The sequence below is a fragment of the Bradyrhizobium ottawaense genome, assembly GCF_900099825.1.
Lineage (GTDB): Bacteria > Pseudomonadota > Alphaproteobacteria > Rhizobiales > Xanthobacteraceae > Bradyrhizobium > Bradyrhizobium ottawaense_A.
Window position 1 is genome coordinate 6,506,797 of sequence record NZ_LT629693.1, and the last position, 16,801, is coordinate 6,523,597.

Below are 16,801 nucleotides of genomic sequence, written 5' to 3' on the forward strand. Positions count from 1 at the left end.
TTACACCCGCTCGATGTCTTTGGTGCCGAACAGCCCATAGGGCTTGATCATCAGGATGATGATCAGCACGTAGAACGGCGCGATTTCATAGAGATTGCCCCAATGCAGATATTCGCTGTCGACATACTGCGCGATGTTCTCCAGCAGCCCGATGATGATGCCGCCGACCACCGCGCCGCCGATCGAATCCAGCCCGCCGAGGATCGCGGCTGGAAACACCTTGATGCCGTAAGCAGAGAGGCCCGAGGATACGCCGTTGACGACGGCGACCACGACGCCCGCGACCGCCGACACCATGGCCGAAATCGCCCATGCCATCGCGAACACGTTTTTCACCGAGATGCCCAAGGACTGCGCCACCTGCTGGTTGAAGGCGGTGGCACGCATCGCCAGTCCGTATTTCGAAGCCTTGAAGAACCAGGCCATGCCGATCATCATCGCGACCGACACCACGAGACTCATCACGTAGACGGTCTGGATCTGTAGACCGAGGAAGCTGACGGACTGGCTTGTGAATATCTGCGGGAACGGCTGCGGATTGACGCCGAAAATCCATTTCAGCGCGGCCTGGAACACGGTCGAGAGGCCGATCGTCACCATGATCACCGAGATGATCGGTTCGCCGATCATCGGCCGCAGGATCAGGATCTGGATCGCGATGCCGAACACGAACATGAACACCAGCGTCATCGGCATGCCCAGCCAGAACGGCACCTGGTATTTGGCGAGCAGCGCCCAGCATACCCAGGCGCCGATCAGCAGGAGTTCGCCTTGCGCGAAATTCACCACCTGCGTCGCCTTGTAGATCAGCACGAACGACATCGCGACCACGCCATAGAGCGTGCCGACCACGAGGCCGTTGACCAGAAGCTGGATCAGGAACTGGATGTTCATTCCGCGGCCTCCGCGACCGGCGTGTCATGCGCGAGGTCGACTACCCGCAGCGTGGTGCGGATACGCTGGGTGGTGCCGTCCTGGAAGCGGATCACGGTGTCGACGGGGATGTCGCGTTTGCCGCCGTAGATTCCATTGATGATGGCGGCATATTTTTCGTTGATGACGCTGCGGCGGACTTTCCGGGTGCGGGTCAGTTCGCCGTCGTCGGCGTCGAGCTCCTTGTAGAGCAGCAGGAAGCGCGAGATGCGCTGCGCCGGCGGCAGCGTGGCGTTGACGGTTTCGACTTCTTTGCGCACGAGGTCATAGACCTCCGGGCGCGAGGCGAGGTCGGTGTAGGTGGTGAACGAAATGCGGTTCTTCTCGGCCCATTTCGAGATGATCGAGTAGCGGATGCAGATCATCGCCGCCAGCGCGTCGCGGCCGGCGCCCAGCACCACCGTCTCGGCGATATAGGGCGAGAACTTCAGCTTGTTTTCGAGATATTGCGGCGAAAAGCGCTCGCCGCGCGAGGTCTCGGCGAGATCCTTGATGCGGTCGATGACGACGAGCTGCCTGTCGTCATTGTAGTAGCCGGCGTCGCCGGAATGCATCCAGCCGTCCTTCATGTCGGCGGCCGAGGCTTCCGGATTCTTGTAATAGCCGAGATACATGTTGGGATGGCGCACGACGATTTCGCCGACGCCGTTGATATCGGGATTGTCGATCTTGATCTCGATATCGGCGGCCATCGGCACGCCGGTGGTGTCCGGATCGACCTTGCCGGACGGGTGCAGCGTATAGGCGCCCAATAGTTCGGTCTGGCCGTAGAGCGTGCGCAGCGGCACGCCCATCGCCTGGAAGAACTTGAACGTATCCGGCCCGAGCGCTGCGCCGCCGGTCGCCGCCGAGCGCAGCCGCGTGAAGCCGAGGCGGTCGCGCAGCGCGCGGAACAGGACCTTGTCGGCCAGCATCGAGTGCTTGCCTTCGGCGAGCGCTGCAAGCCCGGTCTTCATGCCGAGGCTGTAAAGCCTCTGTTTGAGCGGCGAGGAGTCCATCACGCCGGCGCGCACGTCGGCGGCGATCGATTCCCAGACCCGCGGCGCGAACAGCACGAAGGTCGGCGCGATCTCGCGAAAATCGTTCATCATGGTGTCGGGCTCTTCGACGAAGTTGACCTTCATCCGGCAGAGCAGGCCTTTGCCGAGCACATAGATCTGTTCCATGATCCAGGGCAGCGGCAGCACCGAGACGTATTCGTCATCCGGTCCCTTCGGATCGAACGCCAGATAGGTCGCGCAATGTTTCAAGACGCGCCCGGCCGCGAGCATCGCGAGCTTGGGGTTGGCCGTGGTGCCCGAGGTGGTGCAGAGGATGGCGACGTCCTCGCCTTTGGTCTGGTCGACCAGGCGGTCGTAGATGCCGGGCTCGCGCGACGCCCGTTCGCGTCCCATCGTGGCGAGCTTTTCCGCCTCCATCAGCCGCGGATCGTCATATTTGCGCATGCCGCGCGGATCGGAATAGACGATGTGTTTGAGGTTGGGCACGCGCTCGGCCAGCGCCAGCAGCTTGTCGACCTGCTCTTCGTCCTCGGCAAACACCAGTTTGGCCTCGCCGTAACTGAGCAAATACGCGGCTTCCTCGTCGAGCACGTCGCGATAAAGGCCGAGGCTCATGGCGCCAATGGCGTGGGTTGCGATTTCGGCTGCCACCCAGTCCGGCCGGTTGTCGCCGATCACGCCGATGACGTCGCCGCGCCCGAGGCCCAGTTCGACCATGCCGAGCGCGAAATCATGGACGCGCGTCTGGTAGTCGTTCCAGGTGAAGACGCGCCATAGCCCGAGGTCTTTTTCGCGCAGCGCAATCTCGCCGCCGTGCTCTTTCGCGTTGAGGCGGAGCAGTTTCGGATAGGTGTCGGCTTGGGCCACACGGCCAGTGTAATCCATCATGCCGCGCACTCCGGGGCGGCGGCGGGCTTGTCGTCGGGATCGACGAGGACCTCGTCCTCTTCTCCGAGATAGGCGCGCTTGACATGGGGATCGGCAAGCACGGCAGCCGGATCGCCCTCGGCGATCTTGCGACCGAAATCCAGCACCATGACGCGGTGGGAAATATCCATCACCACGCCCATGTCGTGCTCGATCATCATGACGGTCATGCCGAACTCTTCGTTGAGATCGACGATGTAGCGCGCCATGTCCTCTTTTTCCTCGAAATTCATGCCGGCCATCGGCTCGTCGAGCAGGATCAACTGCGGCTCCAGCGCCATCGCGCGCGCAAGCTCGACGCGCTTGCGCAGGCCGTAGGGCAGGGTGCCGGCGGTGGCCTTGCGCACCGACTGCAGGTCGAGGAAGTCGATGATTTCTTCCACCTTGCGGCGGTGCTCGAGTTCCTCGCGGCGTGCTCCGGTCAGCCAGTACAGCGATCCCGTGATGAAATTGTTCTTCAGGAGGTGGTGCCGCCCGACCATGATGTTGTCGAGCACGCTCATATGGTGAAACAGCGCGAGGTTCTGGAAGGTGCGGCCGATACCGAGTGACGGACGCGCGTTCGGGTTCAGGCCCGTGATGTCCCGGCCGCGATAGAACAACTGGCCTTCGGTCGGCTTGTAGCGGCCCGAGATGCAATTGACGATCGAGGTCTTGCCGGCGCCGTTCGGCCCGATGATCGAGAACAGTTCGCCGTCATTGACGCCGAAACTGACTTCGGTCAGCGCACGAACGCCACCAAAGCGCAGTGACACCCCGCGCACTTCCAAAGCGTAAGCCACTCATTCCTCCAGATATGACGCCTTGGCAGCGCTCTTTATCTATGTTTGCACACGATGGTGCGATCCTACATCGCCGGCTACCGCTAGGCCATCCGACTAATGACCCCGACCCGGCCGCACTGCGCGGTAACGCCGCACCCTGCAAATCCCGGCCGCTCCGCCTGCCGTCCGCTTGTTCGCTGGACCATCAGCGGGCCGGCACGAGGTGGCTCTCAATAAGGGAAAGCGATACGTTGAAATGTCTTCTGCCTGACAATTGGTCGGCAAATTTCAATAGCGCCGCGGGGCGCGGTTCGGGTGTTTGTTGCGGTGCAATATGAAGACTGGGGTTACTGGCGACGGTCGATGAAACAATGATTGCTCCGGATTACCTGAAACGCATTGCGGCCTGGTCGCGCGAACTCAGCGAGCGCGAGATCGAGATCGCGCGCGCCGGTATCGTCGAAAAATCCTACCGCGCCGATGAATTCATCTTCATGCGCGGCGATCAGTTCGACTACTGGACCGGCGTCGTCACCGGGCTGGCGCGGATGGGCATTGTGTCCCGCGGCGGCAAGGCCGCGAGCTTTGCCGGTCTCACCGCCGGCGCCTGGTTCGGCGAAGGCACCGTGCTGAAGAACGAGCCCCGCCGCTACGACGTGGTGGCGCTGCGCGATACCAGGATTGCGATGATGAACCGCAGCACGTTCCTGTGGCTGTTCGAGAACAGCGTAGGCTTCAATCGCTTCCTGGTCGGGCAGCTCAACGAGCGTCTCGGGCAGTTCATCGCGCTATTGGAATATGGCCGCACGCTCGATGCGACCGCGCGGCTGGCACGCTCGATCGCCTCGCTGTTCAATCCCATTCTCTATCCGGACCTCACGCCGCATCTCGAGATCACGCAGGAAGAGATCGGGGCGCTCTCCGGCATTTCCCGGCAGAATGCCAACCAGTGCCTGAAGCGGCTGGAGCAGCAGGGGCTGCTGCGGTTGGAATATGGCGGCGTCACCGTCCTCGACCTCGAACGATTGCGCCACTACGGCGAATAGGGAATGACGATGGACGTCATTCTGCCGGGTATGGGTACGCGGCGTGATCACCCATTCCTGCCCTGCGGCGTCAGCACCGTTGGCGCGGCCTGTGAGTTGATCTAGCCTGCCTGCAAGCCGCCGGTGAATAATGGGCTCAGGGAGGCGTCATGAAACTTCAGCGTCGTCAATTCTTGCAGTTGGCCGCCGGGGCTGCGGCGCTCCCTGTCACTTCCGGGGTCGCCAGCGCGCAAACCTATCCGGCGCGGCCGGTTCGTTTGGTGATCGGTTATACCCCGGGCGGCTCGGCGGATCTGACCGCCCGCCTGATGGGGCAGTGGCTGTCGGAGAAGCTCGGGCAGTCGTTCGTCATCGAGAACCGGCCGGGCGGCGGCACCAATATCGCCACCGAAGCGGTGGTGCGCGCGGCGCCGGACGGCTACACGCTGCTGCTTGTCGCACCGGCCAATGCCATCAACGCCACGCTCTATGACAAGCTCAATTTCGACTTTCTGCGCGACACCGAGCCGGTCGCGGGCATCATCCGCTTTCCCAACGTGGTGGTGGTCAACACCTCGCTGCCGATCCATTCGATCCCCGAACTGATCGCCTACGCCAAGGCCAATCCCGGTAAGCTCAACATGGCGTCGTCCGGCAACGGGTCGACGATCCACATGTCCGGTGAATTGTTCAAGATGCTGACCGGAATCAACATGGTCCATGTGCCCTACCGGGGCGGCGCGCCGGCGCTTACCGATCTGATCGCGGGCCAGGTGCAGGTGATGTTCGACAACATTCCGACCTGCGCCGAGCACGTCAAATCCGGCAAGCTGCGCGGTCTCGCCGTCACCAGCACGACCCGCTCCGAAGTGCTGCCGGATCTGCCTGTCGTCGCCGATTTCCTGCCCGGCTACGAGGCCAGCGCCTGGTATGGCATTGGCGCACCGAAGGGCACGCCGCCCGAAATCATCGAGCGTCTCAACAAGGCGGTCAACGAAGTCCTCGCCGATCCCAAGGCGAAGGTGCGGTTTACCGAGCTCGGCGCCTTTCTGCTGCCGGGTTCGGCGTTGGATTTCGGAAAGCTGCTGGCGAATGAAACCGACAAGTGGGGCAAGGTGGTCAAGTTTGCGGGCGCCAAGGTCGACTAGATCGAGCGCGCAACCGCGCGCGGCGGATGTTTCGCCAGCGCTGCCGCCATCGCCGAGATCAGCGGCCGCATGAAGAAGGCGTCGTCGGCCGGGTAGATGTCGGTGCGCAATCCCTGCGCCTTGAGTTCGTCGGACACCGCCGGTCCGACCGAGGCGATCGGCGTTTGCCCCAGTCCCTGCCGCAACCGGTCCTCGCAGCCGCGGGCGCGGGCGACTTCGACCAGGCGGCGGACCTGGCCCAGATTGGTCAGCGCGATCGCATCGATCCGCCCCTCGGCCATTTCGTCGATGGCGGTCACGATGTTGGCGTCGGCGGCCTGCGCGTCATAGGCGTAGGGCAGCACGGTATCGACTTCCGACACGCCTTGCGCCTTGATGGCGCCGATCAGGACGCTGTGATCCTTGTCCGGATAGAGCTGCAGGCCGACGCGGCGGCCGCGCAGGTCGAGGCGCGACAGCATCTCGGCGATGCCTTCCGAGGTCGGCTTTTCCGTCGTCATCTGCGGCTCCAGCCCGATTTCGCGCAGCGCCTTGCCGGGCTTCGGGCCGCGGGTGAACTTGCGCGCGCTTCCAAGCGCCGCAACGAAAGCCGGCTCGACGCCGATGCGCCGCACCACCTTCATCAGCCGGCGCAAGCCTTCGCCGGTCATCAGCACCATGTCGTCGCAAGGTTTTGCGATGAACCGCTTGATCCAGGCCTCGATCGGCGCCGGGTCGGGCGCATCGTGGATGGTGAACATCGGGCATTGCAGCACGTCGGCGCCCTGCTCGGTGAGCAGGCGGGAAAACTGCGCCTCTTCGCGCGATTCCAGGATCAGGATGCGGTAACCGTTCAGTCTGTCAGCCATGATCGTACCTCAACGCCAATCGTCCGCGATTTGTTCATCCTGACTCCGGTTTCGGGATTGGCGCAAGCGCGCCGGCGGTGATAGAGCAGGGCGCAAATTCGCCGCTTCCCTCTGCCTGAATTGTAATCAAGCCCGCCATGCCCGATCATCAGTTCGTCCTGACCCTGTCCTGTCCGGATCGGCCCGGAATTGTTTCCGCGGTGTCGACCTTTCTCGCCCATAACGGGCAGAACATCCTGGACGCCCAGCAGTTCGACGACATCGAGACCAACAACTTCTTCATGCGGGTGGTGTTCGCCGCCGCCGATCTCGCGGTGGAATTGCAGGCCTTGCAGACCGGCTTTACCGCCATCGCCGATCGCTTCAGCATGGACTGGCAGATGCGCGATCGCGCCAGCCGCCGCCGTGTGATGCTGCTGGTTTCCAAATCCGATCATTGCCTGGTAGATATTCTCTACCGCTGGCGCACCGGCGAACTTCAGATGATCCCGACCGGGATCGTGTCCAACCATCCGCGCGAGGTCTACGGCTCGCTCGATTTCGGCGAGATTCCGTTTCACTATCTGCCGGTCACCAAGGAAACCAAGCGCGCCCAGGAACAGGCGGTTTTGAAGCTGGTCAAGGACAGCGGAACCGATCTCGTGGTGCTGGCGCGCTACATGCAGATCCTGTCGGACGAGATGTCGGCGAGCCTGTCAGGGCGCTGCATCAACATCCATCACTCGTTCCTGCCCGGCTTCAAGGGCGCGCGCCCCTACCACCAGGCCCACGAGCGCGGTGTCAAGCTGATCGGCGCCACCGCCCATTACGTCACGCGCGATCTCGACGAAGGCCCGATCATCGACCAGGATGTCGAGCGCATCAGCCACCGCGATACGCCGGAAGATCTTTCGCGCAAGGGCCGCGACATCGAACGCCGTGTGCTGGCGCGTGCCATGCGCCATCACCTCGAGGATCGCGTCATCCTCAACGGCCGCAAGACCGTGGTGTTCATGGATTGATGCCTGTGACCTCCCGCGTCATGCGCGGGGCTGTCGCTATTTGACCGGCAGGCTCGCGGCGAGCGTGCGAGCGATGGGCTTCGGCAGTTCGATGCCGGAAAGCCTCCATTCGGTCCCCTCAAAGTGCAGGTTGATCGCGGCGTAGTTTTCCGGGTCGGATTTATCGCTGACGCGGATGCCGAGCAGCACCGGCTGGATGAAATTGACGCGGCCGAGCAGCGACAGCCAGTTTCCGGTGTGCAGGTCGGCCAGGGCCGGCAAGCCCGAAAAGGCCGGCAGTCCCTGCGAGGCCTCTATCTTGCCGCTCCTGAGTATCAGCGTGAGGTTGTCGGCCGTCAGCATCTTGGCCGCCATCGCATCCGCGATGGTCGCGCCGTAGGTATTGATCAGCATTTTTTCCATCGCACCGACCTTGCGTGTGGCGCCGATCCGATCGAGATAGGCATTGACGATCTGGTTGGTCAGCGACCGGCTGAGCGCCTTGACGTCGGTCTTCTCGAGGATCTTCGCCACGTCGCCGGCGCGCGCGGCCGACGCCAGCGTGGCGAGCGAGGACGCCGCCAGTCCGAGATAGATCGCAACGGCAACAATGAGGGCGGCAATCGTGCCGAGAAACCAGCGCATCGGAAAATCCTGTTCGCACAGCGTGCGGTGCCGTCACCGGCGGCGCAAACGGCGATCGCCGTGCGATTGATTCAAAATGTTGATGGATGCCGCAAGGGCGACGACGCGGTATTGCATGCGTGACCGCACGATGCCAGCGGCGATTTTGTGGAGATATACCGGCCCGCGTTCCCTGCCGGAACCGGTTCCCGGCGACGTCGGAATCAGTGCGACGTGAATATCAGTGAATCGCATCCTCCGAAGAGGACGCAGGCTTGGCTTCCTCGCTGCGTTCCGCTGCCGGTATCAGCCGCCTGCGCTCGCGCTCCTTCATGTACTCGTCGTATTTGGCGGTGCCCGGACGCGGCGGTGCGTCCGCGGGCAGGCCGCCTGCCCATGCCGGGAGGGAGTCGCTCATGCCGGCGGCGAGTTTTTCGTTGATGCTGCTGCACCCGCTCAAGCCAAGGCCTGCCAGGGCAGCGGCAACGAGTGCGGCGATATGGCGGGCTCTGATCGGCATCGGCGGCAAATTACAACTCTGATCTTTACGGATGATGGACTGGCGCACTTTGGCGCCGGTCCAGACCTCCGCGTTTCTGTTGACAGGACCATCTTATTTGTACGACCGTACAAATGGTGGAGCGCTTATCCGGAAGCGATCCGTTGGGCAGACGGTGGCTTTGTTAGTATCCTGATACCTAAGGCCTGCTTGCGTCGCTACGAGCGAAAAGCCTGCCTTGCGGCAGGGGCACGCCCTTTGTCTGACTGGACAATACGCCGCCGGAGGACGTCATGTCGCGGCGCTACACGGCCGAAAAATCTGGGCTATGGTGAGGCAAGGGCCGGGGACTCGGTTCGAGGCACAAGACCGATCAGGGGGAGACCGATTTCATGTCCATTCGCAGTCAAATGTTGCTGGCCGCAGGTGCCGTTGCCGGCGTTCTGGCGCTCGCGCCTGCGCAAGCCGAGGATGCCGTCAAGATCGGGCTGATTCTGCCGATGACCGGCGGTCAGGCGTCGACCGGCAAGCAGATCGATAACGCCGTCAAGCTCTACATGCAGCAGAACGGCGATACCGTCGCCGGCCGGAAGATCGAAGTCATCCTCAAGGACGACGCTGCGGTTCCCGACAATACCAAGCGTCTCGCCCAGGAACTGATCGTCAACGACAAGGTGAGTTTCATCGCCGGCTTCGGCGTGACCCCGGCTGCATTGGCGGCGGCGCCGCTGGCAACCCAGGCCAAGGTTCCCGAAATCGTGATGGCGGCAGGCACCTCGATCATTACCGAGCGCTCGCCCTATATCGTCCGCACCAGTTTCACGCTGGCGCAGTCGTCGACGATCATCGGCGATTGGGCCGCCAAGAATGGCATCAAGAAGGTCGCAACCCTGACCTCCGACTATGCGCCGGGCAATGACGCGCTGACCTTCTTCAAGCAGAATTTTACCGCCGGCGGCGGCGAAATCGTCGAAGAGGTCAAGGTACCGCTCGCGAATCCCGACTTCGCGCCGTTCCTGCAGCGCATGAAGGACAGCAAGCCCGACGCCGTGTTCGTGTTCGTGCCGGCAGGCCAGGGCGGCAACTTCATGAAGCAGTATGCCGAGCGCGGGCTCGACAAATCCGGGATCAAGGTGATCGGCCCCGGCGACGTGATGGACGACGACCTGCTCAACGGCATGGGCGATGCGGCGCTCGGCACCGTCACCGCGCATCTATACTCCGCAGCGCATCCGTCGGCCGCCAACAAGGAATTCGTCGCGGCCTACAAGAAGGCGTTCGGTTCGCGCCCGGGCTTCATGGCGGTGAGCGGCTATGACGGCATCCGGCTGATCTACGAGGCGCTGAAGAAGACCGGCGGCAAGACCGACGGCGATGCGCTGATCGAAGCGATGAAGGGCATGAAGTGGGAGAGCCCGCGCGGCCCGATCTCGATCGATCCGGAAACCCGCGACATCGTCCAGAACATCTACATCCGCAAGGTCGAGAAGGTCGACGGCGAACTCTACAACGTCGAATTCGCGACCTTCGGGGCGGTGAAGGACTCCGGCAAGACGAAGAAGTGACGACGAAGTGATAACGAAGTCGTCATCCCGGGGCGCGCGTTAGCGCGAACCCGGGATATCGAGATTCCGGGTCGGGTCCTTCGGACCATCCCGGAATGACGGTCTCAAGGCTCTGGGCTTTCCCTGAATGACAACCCTGTTCACCATCCTGTTCGACGGTGTTGCCTACGGCATGTTGCTGTTCGTGCTCGCCTGCGGGCTTGCCGTGACGCTCGGGCTGATGAACTTCGTCAATCTCGCCCATGGCGCCTTCGCGATGACCGGCGGGTATGTCTGCGCCGTTCTCGTCAACCAGTCCGGCTGGCCGTTCTTTGCGGCCCTGCCGCTGGCCTTTGTCGCCAGTGCGGTGATCGGGATCGTGCTGGAACGCGCGCTGTACCGCCATCTCTACACCCGCAGTCATCTCGACCAGGTGCTGTTTTCGGTCGGTCTCGTCTTCATGTCGGTGGCGGCGGTCGATTACATCATGGGATCGTCGCGGATCTTCATCAAACTGCCGGCGGCACTGGAAGGCCAGTTCGACTTCTTCGGGGTCGGCATTGGCCGCTACCGGCTGATGATCGTCGTGATCTGCGGCCTGCTCACGGTGGCGCTGCAATTGATTCTGGCGCGCACGCGCTTCGGCAGCCGGCTCCGCGCGGCCGTGGACGATCCGCGCGCGGCAAGCGGCCTCGGCATCAACGTGCCGCAGGTGTTTGCCTTCACCTTTGCTTTCGGGTGCGGCCTTGCGGGCCTCGGCGGCGCGCTCAGCGCCGAGATCCTCGGGCTCGATCCGTATTTCCCGCTGAAGTTCATGATCTATTTTTTGATCGTGGTGACCGTCGGCGGCTCCTCCAGCATCACCGGGCCGTTTCTCGCCTCGCTGCTGCTCGGCATCGGCGACGTCGCCGGTAAATATTACGTCCCCAAGATGGGGCCGTTCGTAATCTACACCATGATGATCGTGATCCTGATCTGGCGCCCGAACGGCCTGTTCGGCCGCACCGCCGCGCGATGAGCCCGCGATGACCGCGCTTCCCGACGTCTCATCCCATGCTATGGCGAGCGCGCGCTGGCGCCCGGCCGAGATTGCCTTCTGGATCTTCGCGTTGGCGTCCGCGTTCCTGTTTCCGTCACGTTATCTGATCATGACCGACATCGTGCGGCTGGCGCTGTTTGCGCTGTCGCTGGACCTGATCCTTGGTTATGCCGGCATCGTCTCATTGGGCCACGCCGCGTTCTTCGGTGTCGGCGCCTATTCCGCGGGATTGCTGGCGCTGCACGGCATCATTACCGAGCCGGTGCTGGCGCTGGTCGCCGCAGGTCTGGTCGCCATGGTGCTTGGCTTCTTCACCAGCTTTCTGGTGATCCGGGGCGTCGATCTGACCCGGCTGATGGTGACGCTTGGCATCGCGCTGCTGCTGGAAGCGCTGGCGGAACGCTTCTCCAACATCACCGGTGGCACCGACGGGCTGCAAGGCATCGAGATGTCGCCGATCCTCGGTCTCTTTGCCTTCGACATATTTGGCAAGACCGGCTTCTTCTACTCGCTGATCGTGCTGTTCCTGATGTTCCTCTTGGCGCGCCGGATCGTGCACTCGCCATTCGGCCTGTCGTTGCGCGCGATCAGGAACAATCCGTTGCGGGCTTCCGCCATCGGCGTGCCGGTCAATCGCCGCCTCATCGCGATCTACACGGTGGCGGCGTTTTATGCCGGCATCGCCGGCGCGCTGTTCACCCAGACCACGGCGCTGGCTTCGCTCGACGTGTTTTCGTTCGAGCGATCGGCCGACCTGATGCTGGTGCTCGTTATCGGCGGTACCGGCTATCTCTATGGCGGGCTGATCGGCGCTGTCGTGTTCAAGATGCTGCAGGAATTCTTCTCGACCATCACGCCGCAATACTGGCAGTTCTGGATCGGCCTCGTTCTGGTGGTGATTGTGCTGGTCGGCCGCGACCGCATTCATCGCGGGGCGCTTTGGTTGCCGAACCTCGTGATCCGGCAATTCGCCGGCCGCAAGGCCGTCGTGGCCGTTCCGGAAAGCGATGCGTCATGACGGTTGCGTTGGAAACCAGGGGACTGGAGAAATCGTTCGGCGGGCTTCGCGTCACGCGTGACCTGTCGCTCCGGGTCGAGCAGGGCGCCCGTCATGCGCTGATCGGACCCAACGGCGCCGGCAAGACCACCGTGATCAACCTGCTCACCGGCGTGCTGAAGCCCAATGCCGGGCGGATTCTGCTGGAAGGCAACGACATCACCGATCTGCCGGTTCACACCCGGGTGCTGCGCGGGCTGTCTCGCACGTTCCAGATCAATCAGCTCTATGCCGACCTGACGCCGTTAGAGACCGTTGGGCTCGCGGTCTCCGAGCGGCTCGGCCGCGGCGGCGACTGGTGGCGGCGGATGGGAACGCGCAGCGACGTCAACCAGGAGATCGCGGAAACGCTTGGCCGCTTTCACCTGCTCGACGTCATGAACGAACGCACCGCGACGCTGCCTTACGGCAAGCAGCGCCTGCTCGAGATCGCAGTCGCAATTGCGACCAAGCCCCGCGTGCTGCTGCTCGACGAACCCGCGGCCGGCGTCCCCGAGAGCGAGCGCCATGACATCCTGGCCGCGGTCGCGGCTCTCCCGCGCGACGTCACGGTATTGTTAATCGAGCACGACATGGACCTGGTGTTCTCGTTCGCCGACCGCATTTCGGTGCTCGTCAACGGCGCCATGCTGGTGGAAGGCCCGCCGGACCAAGTGGCGCGCGATCCGCAGGTCAAGGCGGTCTATCTCGGTGAGGCCGCCGATGCCTGATCTGCTCGCCATCGACAGCCTGCGCGCCGGCTACGGCGAAGCCGTGGTGCTGCCCTCGATGTCACTGACGTTGGGCGAAGGCCAGGTTCTGGCGCTGCTGGGACGCAACGGCACCGGCAAGACCACCCTGATCAACTCGATCGTCGGCGTCACCCGCCGCTTCGGAGGCACCGTGGCGCTCGGGGGGCTGGATATCACGGCGATGCGGCCGGACCAGCGAGCGCGCGCCGGGATCGGCTGGGTGCCGCAGGAGCGCAATATCTTCCGCTCGCTGACGGTGGAGGAAAATATGACAGCGGTGGCCCAGCCCGGGCCATGGACCGTCGACAAGGTTTACGAGATGTTTCCGCGCCTCAAGGAGCGCCGCGGCAATTTCGGCAACCAGCTTTCCGGCGGCGAGCAACAGATGCTGGCGATCGGCCGGGCGCTGACCCTCAATCCGAAGGTGCTGCTGCTGGACGAGCCGACCGAGGGGCTGGCGCCGATCATCGTCGAGGAGTTGCTGCGGGCGCTTGGCACCATCACCCGCGCCGGTGGTATCTGCTCGATTATCGTCGAGCAGAACGCGCAAAAGATTCTGGGGCTGGCCGATCGTGTTGTGATATTGGAACGCGGCGCAATCGTTCATGATGCGGATAGTCGCTCGCTGAAGGCCGATCCCGCGGTGCTCGAACGCTATCTCGGCGTTGCGGGTGCCGCAGCACATTGAATAAAATTCTCGGGAGTTGAGACCATGCAGAGAACCAAAGCCCCCTTCCGCGCCGACGAGGTCGGCAGCCTGTTGCGGCCGTCGCGCATCAAGGAAGCGCGCGCCAAACTCGAGAAGGGCGAGATTACGGCTGACGATCTGCGCAAGGTCGAGGATATGGAGATCGAAAAGGTCGTGCACCGGCAGGCCTCAACCGGATTGAAGCTCGCGACCGACGGAGAATTCCGCCGCTCCTGGTGGCATTTCGACTTCCTCAGCCATCTCACGGGTTGCGAACTCTACCACCCCGATACGGGCATCCAGTTCGCGGGAATCCAGACCCGTCACGACGCCATCCGGGTCATCGGCAAGCTCGACTTTCCCGACAACCATCCGATGCTGGATCATTTCAGGTTCCTGAAAAAGCATGCCGATACGGCGCATGTCACCGCGAAGATGACGATTCCGTCGCCCGCGGTGCTACACTTCCGCGGTGGCCGCAAGGCGATCTCAAAGGATGTCTATCCCGATCTCGACGCGTTCTTCATGGATCTCGGCAAGACCTACCGCAAGGCCGTGAAGGCGTTCTACGACGCCGGCTGCCGCTATCTGCAGTTCGACGATACGGTCTGGGCCTATCTCTGCTCGCAGGAAGAATTGCACAAGGCCCGCGAGCGCGGCGACAACCCGGATGGCCTGCAGGAGATCTACGCGCGCGTCATCAACTATGCGCTGGCCGAACGGCCGGCCGACATGGTCGTCACCACCCATGTCTGCCGCGGCAATTTCCGCTCCACCTGGATTTCGTCGGGCGGCTACGAGCCGGTCGCCGAGACCATGCTGGCCGGCACCAATTACGACGGTTACTTCCTGGAATATGATTCCGACCGCGCCGGCGGATTTGAGCCGCTGCGCTACCTGCCCAAGGGCAACAAGATCGTCGTGGTTGGCGTCATCACCTCGAAGTTCGGCGAGCTCGAAAAGAAGGACGACATCAAGCGACGCCTCGAGGAAGCTGCCAAATTCGCGCCGCTCGACCAGCTCGCGGTTTCCCCGCAATGCGGCTTTGCCTCGACCGAGGAAGGCAACATCCTGTCCGAGGAAGAGCAGTGGGCCAAGCTGCGGCTCGCGGTCGAAGTCGCGAACGAGGTGTGGGGGAAGTAGCTTCCTTCGTCATTGCGAGGAGCGCTAGCGACGAAGCAATCCAGACTTGCTTTGCAGCTCGATGGATTGCTTCGCTAGCGCTCGCAATGACGGTGGCCATGTCTCACTTCTCCGCCAGATAGACCTCGCCGAGCAGCGACGAATTCGACCACGGCACCTGTTTCGATTTCGTCGCGGCGACGACTTCGGCGCGGACGCGGGTCAGCATCTGCTGCACCTCCAGCCCGGGCGTGCCGATGTGGCGCGACAGCGCCGCCGAAAACGGGCTGTTGGCGCCTTCGCCATCGAGCGCGACCTGTCCGGGTGCGGTTGCAAACGCGATCAAGGTGCCCGCGCCGAGCGTGGAGGAGCCGGCGCCGAGCGAGGTCGGCGCGGCAAGGCCGGATCCTGCTTCGCCTTCGATGCCGCGGCTGGCGCCCGCAGAAGCCACCTTCGGCGCCATCGGATTGTTGCGGCAGGCGTCGAGGATCAGGATGTTGGTGCGAACCTGGTCGTCGAGGCCGGCCATGATCGTATCCATGTCCATCATGACAGCGGTTACGTCGGTGCCGCTCTGAAACTGGATGTCGACCGGCACCAGATAATTGCGGCCGTCGATCTGCACGCCGTGGCCGGCATAATAGACCACCGCAACCTGCGCCCGCGCGGCTTCGCGCAGGAATTCGCGGGTCATGGTCTGCATCGCCGCCCGGTCGAGGTCGATGCCTACCGTCACCACAAAGCCGATGTCGCGCAGGCTCTTTGCGATCGAGCGCGCGTCATTGGACGGATTGGGCAGGGCCCTGACGTATTGGTAGGCGCCGTTGCCGATCACCAGCGCGATGCGCCGGCCGGCGTTGGCTGCAGGCTTCGTTGTCGTCGGAGCGGCGGGCGTTGATGTCGTCGTCTGCTGCGGCGAAGACGGTGCGGTTCGCGGCGGCGGCGCGGCAGGCGCACCTGCGTCCGTCAGCAGCGAGAGGCGAACCTTTGCGGTAGCCTGATTGGCCTTGCTGCCGGCGTCGGACGCCACGCCCTCCAGCGTCGCCTTGAAATCCTCTCTGGCGCGGGGGTAGTCGCCTTTGGCTTCATAGGCGAGAGCGCGGTGGAGATAGGCCGTAATCAACACGCTGCCGGGCGGGGTCATGATGTTGGTGGGAGCCTTGGCTTTGGCGAGCCGGATCGCCTCGGTGCCGTCGGCAATGGCGCGGTCGAGGTCGCCCTTGGCGCGCCAGACCACGGTGCGGTCGATCAGGCCGGAGGGCAGGGATGGATCGAGCCGGATCGCCTCGTTGATATCGGCCAGCGCGCCGTCGAGATCGCCGAGTGCCTGCTTCGACAGGCCGCGGTTCAGCAAGGTATAGGCGTTCGGGCTGAGCCGGTTGGCAGAATCGTAATCGGCGATCGCCTTGGCATAGTCGCCCTTGCCGCGAAACGCGTTGCCGCGGTTGTGAAAGATGGTGCCGCTCGGTGGACCGCTCCGCAGCGCGTCGTTGAAGTCCGCAATCGCGATGTCGTACTCGCCCTTGTCGAAATAAGCGGAGCCGCGCAGGTTATAGAGCGCCTGGTCGGGCTTGAGCCGCAGCGCCTCGGTGGTGTCCGCGATCACCTGCGAATAGTTGCCCTTCTTGTTCCAGCCGACCGCGCGCCAGAAATAGATCGTCGCAAGCTGACCGCCCGAAAACACCTTCAGCGCGATGATCTTGTTGCAGGCGTCGATCTGCTGATCGGCCGGCGTGGTGTCGGTGGTGCAGAGCGGTCCAAGCTGCGAACGCGACTGGGCGAGGGTAGGCTGCGACCACAGCGCTGACAGGGCCATGGTGAGGATCAGCATCAAACGGCGCATCTGGATGGGTTCGCTTCGCTCGCAATGA

16 protein-coding genes are annotated in these 16,801 nt (G+C 63.3%); 9 read left to right on the forward strand and 7 right to left on the reverse strand.

Going from position 1 to position 16,801, the window contains the following annotated elements:
- From BLR13_RS30450 to BLR13_RS30460, 3 genes are read right to left on the reverse strand one after another with little or no spacing between them, the layout of a single operon-like run.
- Positions 1–894, reverse strand: coding sequence for a branched-chain amino acid ABC transporter permease (locus BLR13_RS30450; RefSeq protein ID WP_074816070.1), 894 nt, complete (start codon positions 892–894; stop codon positions 1–3).
- Positions 891–2,822, reverse strand: coding sequence for a long-chain fatty acid--CoA ligase (locus BLR13_RS30455; protein ID WP_074830934.1), 1,932 nt, complete (start codon positions 2,820–2,822; stop codon positions 891–893). Before BLR13_RS30455 ends, BLR13_RS30450 begins: the two co-directional genes overlap by 4 nt.
- Positions 2,819–3,643 carry an ABC transporter ATP-binding protein gene (locus BLR13_RS30460; protein WP_074816066.1) on the reverse strand — a complete coding sequence of 275 codons (825 nt, stop codon included), beginning with the start codon at positions 3,641–3,643 and terminating at the stop codon, positions 2,819–2,821. The genes BLR13_RS30455 and BLR13_RS30460 overlap by 4 nt, the downstream gene beginning before the upstream one ends.
- A gap of 353 nt (positions 3,644–3,996) precedes the next feature.
- On the opposite strand from BLR13_RS30460, the gene BLR13_RS30465 reads away from it, so the two are divergent.
- Both BLR13_RS30465 and BLR13_RS30470 read left to right on the forward strand, forming a co-directional pair.
- Positions 3,997–4,671, forward strand: coding sequence for a Crp/Fnr family transcriptional regulator (locus BLR13_RS30465; protein ID WP_074816063.1), 675 nt, complete (start codon positions 3,997–3,999; stop codon positions 4,669–4,671).
- Between the two features lie 149 nt (positions 4,672–4,820).
- Complete coding sequence (locus BLR13_RS30470; protein WP_074816061.1) at positions 4,821–5,798, forward strand: Bug family tripartite tricarboxylate transporter substrate binding protein; 978 nt, start codon at positions 4,821–4,823, stop codon at positions 5,796–5,798.
- On the opposite strand, the gene BLR13_RS30475 is transcribed toward BLR13_RS30470, so the two are convergent.
- Positions 5,795–6,646: a uroporphyrinogen-III synthase gene (locus BLR13_RS30475; protein WP_074816058.1), complete on the reverse strand. Its 852-nt coding sequence runs from the start codon at positions 6,644–6,646 to the stop codon at positions 5,795–5,797. The genes BLR13_RS30470 and BLR13_RS30475 overlap by 4 nt on opposite strands.
- Before the next feature lie 137 nt (positions 6,647–6,783).
- Between BLR13_RS30475 and purU the strand changes: the two genes are divergently transcribed.
- Positions 6,784–7,647 carry a formyltetrahydrofolate deformylase gene (gene purU / locus BLR13_RS30480; RefSeq protein WP_074816055.1) on the forward strand — a complete coding sequence of 288 codons (864 nt, stop codon included), beginning with the start codon at positions 6,784–6,786 and terminating at the stop codon, positions 7,645–7,647.
- 36 nt (positions 7,648–7,683) lie between these two features.
- Here the strand turns inward: purU and BLR13_RS30485 are convergent, their stop codons facing one another.
- Positions 7,684–8,271, reverse strand: a complete 588-nt coding sequence (locus BLR13_RS30485; RefSeq protein ID WP_074816053.1) for a DUF2939 domain-containing protein — start codon at positions 8,269–8,271, stop codon at positions 7,684–7,686.
- A 220-nt stretch (positions 8,272–8,491) separates the two neighbouring features.
- Positions 8,492–8,770 carry a hypothetical protein gene (locus tag BLR13_RS30495; protein ID WP_074816048.1) on the reverse strand — a complete coding sequence of 93 codons (279 nt, stop codon included), beginning with the start codon at positions 8,768–8,770 and terminating at the stop codon, positions 8,492–8,494.
- Between the two features lie 389 nt (positions 8,771–9,159).
- On the opposite strand from BLR13_RS30495, the gene BLR13_RS30500 reads away from it, so the two are divergent.
- The 6 genes from BLR13_RS30500 to BLR13_RS30525 all read left to right on the forward strand — a co-directional run bounded on the left by BLR13_RS30500 (position 9,160) and on the right by BLR13_RS30525 (position 14,951).
- Positions 9,160–10,314, forward strand: a complete 1,155-nt coding sequence (locus tag BLR13_RS30500; RefSeq protein WP_433994289.1) for an ABC transporter substrate-binding protein — start codon at positions 9,160–9,162, stop codon at positions 10,312–10,314.
- A 127-nt stretch (positions 10,315–10,441) separates the two neighbouring features.
- Positions 10,442–11,311: a branched-chain amino acid ABC transporter permease gene (locus BLR13_RS30505; RefSeq protein ID WP_074816043.1), complete on the forward strand. Its 870-nt coding sequence runs from the start codon at positions 10,442–10,444 to the stop codon at positions 11,309–11,311.
- 7 nt (positions 11,312–11,318) lie between these two features.
- Complete coding sequence (locus tag BLR13_RS30510; protein ID WP_074816041.1) at positions 11,319–12,350, forward strand: branched-chain amino acid ABC transporter permease; 1,032 nt, start codon at positions 11,319–11,321, stop codon at positions 12,348–12,350.
- On the forward strand, positions 12,347–13,099 hold the full coding sequence (locus tag BLR13_RS30515; protein ID WP_074816037.1) for an ABC transporter ATP-binding protein: 753 nt from the start codon (positions 12,347–12,349) through the stop codon (positions 13,097–13,099). The genes BLR13_RS30510 and BLR13_RS30515 overlap by 4 nt, the downstream gene beginning before the upstream one ends.
- Complete coding sequence (locus BLR13_RS30520) at positions 13,092–13,808, forward strand: ABC transporter ATP-binding protein (RefSeq protein ID WP_074830932.1); 717 nt, start codon at positions 13,092–13,094, stop codon at positions 13,806–13,808. Before BLR13_RS30515 ends, BLR13_RS30520 begins: the two co-directional genes overlap by 8 nt.
- Positions 13,809–13,832: 24 nt before the next feature.
- Positions 13,833–14,951, forward strand: a complete 1,119-nt coding sequence (locus BLR13_RS30525; RefSeq protein WP_074816034.1) for a cobalamin-independent methionine synthase II family protein — start codon at positions 13,833–13,835, stop codon at positions 14,949–14,951.
- A 103-nt stretch (positions 14,952–15,054) separates the two neighbouring features.
- On the opposite strand, the gene BLR13_RS30530 is transcribed toward BLR13_RS30525, so the two are convergent.
- Entirely contained in the window at positions 15,055–16,773 is a 1,719-nt protein-coding gene (locus BLR13_RS30530) for a caspase family protein (protein WP_074816030.1), read from the reverse strand.
- Positions 16,774–16,801 lie beyond the last annotated feature (28 nt).

Excerpts from the sequence above, each read along its gene's own strand:
- BLR13_RS30470 (WP_074816061.1), top strand. The coding sequence starts at position 4,821 with ATGAAACTTCAGCGTCGTCAATTCTTGCAGTTGGCCGCCGGGGCTGCG.
- BLR13_RS30530 (WP_074816030.1), bottom strand. The coding sequence starts at position 16,773 with ATGCGCCGTTTGATGCTGATCCTCACCATGGCCCTGTCAGCGCTGTGG.
- BLR13_RS30515 (WP_074816037.1), top strand. The coding sequence starts at position 12,347 with ATGACGGTTGCGTTGGAAACCAGGGGACTGGAGAAATCGTTCGGCGGG.
- BLR13_RS30475 (WP_074816058.1), bottom strand. The coding sequence starts at position 6,646 with ATGGCTGACAGACTGAACGGTTACCGCATCCTGATCCTGGAATCGCGC.
- BLR13_RS30525 (WP_074816034.1), top strand. The coding sequence starts at position 13,833 with ATGCAGAGAACCAAAGCCCCCTTCCGCGCCGACGAGGTCGGCAGCCTG.
- BLR13_RS30495 (WP_074816048.1), bottom strand. The coding sequence starts at position 8,770 with ATGCCGATCAGAGCCCGCCATATCGCCGCACTCGTTGCCGCTGCCCTG.
- BLR13_RS30455 (WP_074830934.1), bottom strand. The coding sequence starts at position 2,822 with ATGATGGATTACACTGGCCGTGTGGCCCAAGCCGACACCTATCCGAAA.
- BLR13_RS30465 (WP_074816063.1), top strand. The coding sequence starts at position 3,997 with ATGATTGCTCCGGATTACCTGAAACGCATTGCGGCCTGGTCGCGCGAA.
- BLR13_RS30485 (WP_074816053.1), bottom strand. The coding sequence starts at position 8,271 with ATGCGCTGGTTTCTCGGCACGATTGCCGCCCTCATTGTTGCCGTTGCG.
- BLR13_RS30510 (WP_074816041.1), top strand. The coding sequence starts at position 11,319 with ATGACCGCGCTTCCCGACGTCTCATCCCATGCTATGGCGAGCGCGCGC.
- BLR13_RS30450 (WP_074816070.1), bottom strand. The coding sequence starts at position 894 with ATGAACATCCAGTTCCTGATCCAGCTTCTGGTCAACGGCCTCGTGGTC.
- purU (WP_074816055.1), top strand. The coding sequence starts at position 6,784 with ATGCCCGATCATCAGTTCGTCCTGACCCTGTCCTGTCCGGATCGGCCC.
- BLR13_RS30505 (WP_074816043.1), top strand. The coding sequence starts at position 10,442 with ATGACAACCCTGTTCACCATCCTGTTCGACGGTGTTGCCTACGGCATG.
- BLR13_RS30500 (WP_433994289.1), top strand. The coding sequence starts at position 9,160 with ATGTTGCTGGCCGCAGGTGCCGTTGCCGGCGTTCTGGCGCTCGCGCCT.
- BLR13_RS30520 (WP_074830932.1), top strand. The coding sequence starts at position 13,092 with ATGCCTGATCTGCTCGCCATCGACAGCCTGCGCGCCGGCTACGGCGAA.